The sequence below is a fragment of the Prosthecobacter sp. genome, assembly GCF_029946185.1.
Taxonomy (GTDB): Bacteria; Verrucomicrobiota; Verrucomicrobiia; order Verrucomicrobiales; family Verrucomicrobiaceae; genus Prosthecobacter.
Genome location: NZ_JAQSEA010000238.1, coordinates 1 through 3,061 on the forward strand (window position 1 = coordinate 1; position 3,061 = coordinate 3,061).

4 protein-coding genes are annotated in these 3,061 nt (G+C 58.3%); 2 read left to right on the forward strand and 2 right to left on the reverse strand.

The window, feature by feature from the left end:
* Positions 1 to 128: 128 nt before the first annotated feature.
* Together PSV43_RS19785 and PSV43_RS19790 are read left to right on the forward strand one after the other, a co-directional pair.
* Positions 129 to 863 (forward strand): hypothetical protein, encoded by a 735-nt coding sequence (locus tag PSV43_RS19785; RefSeq protein ID WP_300201574.1) that lies wholly within the window; start codon positions 129 to 131, stop codon positions 861 to 863.
* Between the two features lie 94 nt (positions 864 to 957).
* Positions 958 to 1,197: an acyl carrier protein gene (locus PSV43_RS19790; RefSeq protein WP_294399132.1), complete on the forward strand. Its 240-nt coding sequence runs from the start codon at positions 958 to 960 to the stop codon at positions 1,195 to 1,197.
* A gap of 404 nt (positions 1,198 to 1,601) precedes the next feature.
* On the opposite strand, the gene PSV43_RS19795 is transcribed toward PSV43_RS19790, so the two are convergent.
* Positions 1,602 to 1,925 carry a septum formation initiator family protein gene (locus tag PSV43_RS19795; protein ID WP_300201579.1) on the reverse strand — a complete coding sequence of 108 codons (324 nt, stop codon included), beginning with the start codon at positions 1,923 to 1,925 and terminating at the stop codon, positions 1,602 to 1,604.
* A gap of 9 nt (positions 1,926 to 1,934) precedes the next feature.
* Positions 1,935 to 3,061, reverse strand: a 1,127-nt coding sequence (gene eno, locus PSV43_RS19800) for a phosphopyruvate hydratase (RefSeq protein WP_300201582.1), incomplete at its 5' end; no start/stop codon positions are given.

Sequence of the window (3,061 nt, forward strand, 5' to 3'; positions counted from 1 at the left end):
TGGGGTTGCCATTGAATACGCATCTCATAGCCTCTTGGGAAGTGTGAGTGGATTGCAAAACTGCGCGTAGTTTGTCACACAAAATCCCGTGTTGCCTTCCCGCGAGCCTGCGATTGAATCAACCGCTCATGGAAACCGCCCCCATCTCCCCCGCATCGGCCTCGGAGCCCATCCTCTGCCGCGTTACATCCTGGTATTACCGCCGCATGGGCATGCTGGCCGGGTTGTTCCTGGTTTTTGGGCTCGTGTTTCTCTACGACGGCGTCTGGGGCTATCCCAAGGTGGTGGCAATCGCGCAGGAGAAGGAAAAGTTTACGAAGGAGTTCCTGCCTTCGTTTGAAGCCGCCAAGAAAGAGGGGCGCATGGAGCAGTGGATTGCGGATGCCAAGGCGAAGGGCATGCCCACGGGCGTGGACGGCGATTCACCGCGCTGGAAAAGCTACGCCGCGAAGAACGGCTGGGAGGAAGAGCCGAAGCTCTACAGCCAGCGTGAGATCGACGAGCAGTTTTATTATGTCTACGGCTGCCTTGCGGGTGCGCTGATCGCGGGCTTCCTGATCCTGCTGAATCGTGGCAAGGTGCTGCGTGGTGAGGCTGACCACTGGGTGACGCCTGAGGGCTTGCAGATTCGCTATGCCGATGTGTTTCGCGTGGACAAGCGCAAGTGGGAGCACAAGGGCCTCGCGTATGCGTGGTACCGCAAGCAGGGCGGTGCAGAAAAACGTGCCGTGTTTGACGATCTCAAATACGGCGGCACAGACAAGATTCTGGAGCGTTTGCTGGCTTGTTTCAGCGGCGAATTGATCGAAAAAGTCAGCGAATCTGCGAGCACCGAAACCGCAACAGCCGAGGTGGAAAAATAATGGCACCTGTTTGAGTTTGAAAAAGGCGGGATTTTCCCCTTGCCAAAGTAAACGCAGCCGCTAAAGCTCCGCCCCATCCCAACACCCCCAATCTATGGCTGAAAACATCACAGAAAAAGTTAGAGACATCATCGTTGAACAGCTTGGCGTGAATCCCGAGCAGGTCACCCAGGAAGCTAAGTTCATCGAAGATCTCGGTGCCGACTCCCTCGACACCGTCGAGCTGGTGATGGCATTTGAAGAAGAATTCGGCATCGACGTCCCTGACGAAGAGGCTGAGAAGCTTCAGTCCGTGGGCGACGTCGTCCGCTACGTCGAAGAAAACGCCGAGTAATACCGGTCTTTTTTAGAACATTCGAAACAGCCAGGCGGGAGACCGTCTGGCTTTTTTGTTGTGTGGTTTTGATGCGGAGATTCCGGCAAGCGCGCTCAGGAGAGGGATCATCCTGATCCCTCAACGCTCTCGCTACGTCGAATATTCCCAAACCTGAGGGGCTAAGGGCGCCGTGGCACGGCGGAGCCTTAGAATCGAGACGATGACGAGCCACGATGTCGGCCTCATGACCCCATGCTGCCGTGCGCGGCGGAGCCACTTGTAACTTGAGACCTTAAAACTTGAAACCCCGCCCAGTGTTCAAGCGCGAGCCTCCTTCGCTAAAGTGCAGAGCCCAAGGCACGATTCCACTTCAGCGGCGGCTCTTGACCTCCTGACGCTTCATCATCACCGCGTTGCGGCGATCAGAACCTCAACACAAACTCACCTTCCTTCTGCAAATGCAGTCGGTCACGGGCGGCCATTTCGAGGTAGGCGTTGTCGTTTTTGATCCACTCCATGCGGCGCAGGAGTTTGTCGCGGTCGGACTGCAGCACGTCGCGCTGCTCTTTGAGCTGCTCGAGCTTCACCCGCATCGCGTTCTGCGTGTCGATGGGATTCTCGCACCACACATACACCACGGGTACAATCAGCAGCAGCAGGATGAAGCGGCCGAGCTTGAGGAATGCGCGCACCCAGCCTTCCCAGGGTGACTGGGGTTCGGATGCGCGCACTTCTCGGTAGTTCATAGGGTCGGATTAGACTTTCATGCGGCCACCAAAGATGGCGTTTTCACCGAGTTCCTGCTCGATGCGCAGAAGCTGGTTGTACTTCGCGATGCGGTCGCTGCGGCTCATGGAGCCGGTCTTGATCTGGCCGCAGTTTGTGGCGACGGCGAGGTCAGCGATGGTGTAGTCTTCGGTTTCACCGGAGCGATGGCTCATGACGGCGGTGTAACCATGACGGTGGGCGAGATCGACGGCGTCGAGGGTCTCGGTGAGGGAACCGATCTGGTTCACCTTGACGAGGATGGAGTTTGCCACGCCGAGGTCGATGCCCTTCTGGAGGAATTCGACGTTGGTCACGAAGAGGTCGTCGCCCACGATCTGGGTGTTGCTGCCCATTTCCTTGGTGATGATGCCCCAGCCGTCCCAGTCGTTTTCGGCGCAGCCGTCTTCGATGGAGATGATCGGGAACTTCTTCTTCAGTTCGGCGTAGTAGGCCACGAGTTCAGCGGCGCTGCGCTCGGACTTGTCGGACTTCTTGAAGACATACTTGTTCTTGGCCTTGTCGTAGAATTCGGAGGCGGCGCAGTCGAGGGCGATGAAGATGTCTTCACCGAGCTTGTAGCCGGCCTTGTCCACGGCCTGGGCGATGACTTCGAGGGCGTGGTCCGCGCTCTTCAGCGTCGGGGCAAAGCCACCTTCGTCACCGACGGCGGTGCTGAGGCCCAGATCGTGCAGGATCTTCTTGAGGGCGTGGAAGACTTCGGAGCCGTAACGCAGCGCTTCGGAGAACGAAGGCGCGCCTTTTGGCATGATCATGAACTCTTGGAAATCGATCGGGGCATCGGAATGCGCGCCGCCGTTGATGATGTTCATCATCGGCACCGGGAGCACCTTGGCGTTCGGGCCGCCGATGTATTTGTAAAGGGGCTGGCCGAGGGTGATGGCGGCGGCCTTGGCGACGGCGAGGGAGACGCCGAGGATGGCGTTTGCGCCGCACTTGGCCTTGGTCTTGGTGCCATCGACTTCACGCATCGCATTGTCGATGCCGACCTGATCCAGAGCGTCTGCGCCAATGAGGGCGTCAGCGAGTTCATTGTTCACCGCATCGACGGCCTTGAGCACGCCCTTGCCGGAGTAACGCTTCTTGTCGCCGTCGC

Coding starts and splice junctions, on each gene's coding strand:
- PSV43_RS19785 (WP_300201574.1), top strand. CDS start 129: ATGGAAACCGCCCCCATCTCCCCCGCATCGGCCTCGGAGCCCATCCTC.
- PSV43_RS19795 (WP_300201579.1), bottom strand. CDS start 1,925: ATGAACTACCGAGAAGTGCGCGCATCCGAACCCCAGTCACCCTGGGAA.
- PSV43_RS19790 (WP_294399132.1), top strand. CDS start 958: ATGGCTGAAAACATCACAGAAAAAGTTAGAGACATCATCGTTGAACAG.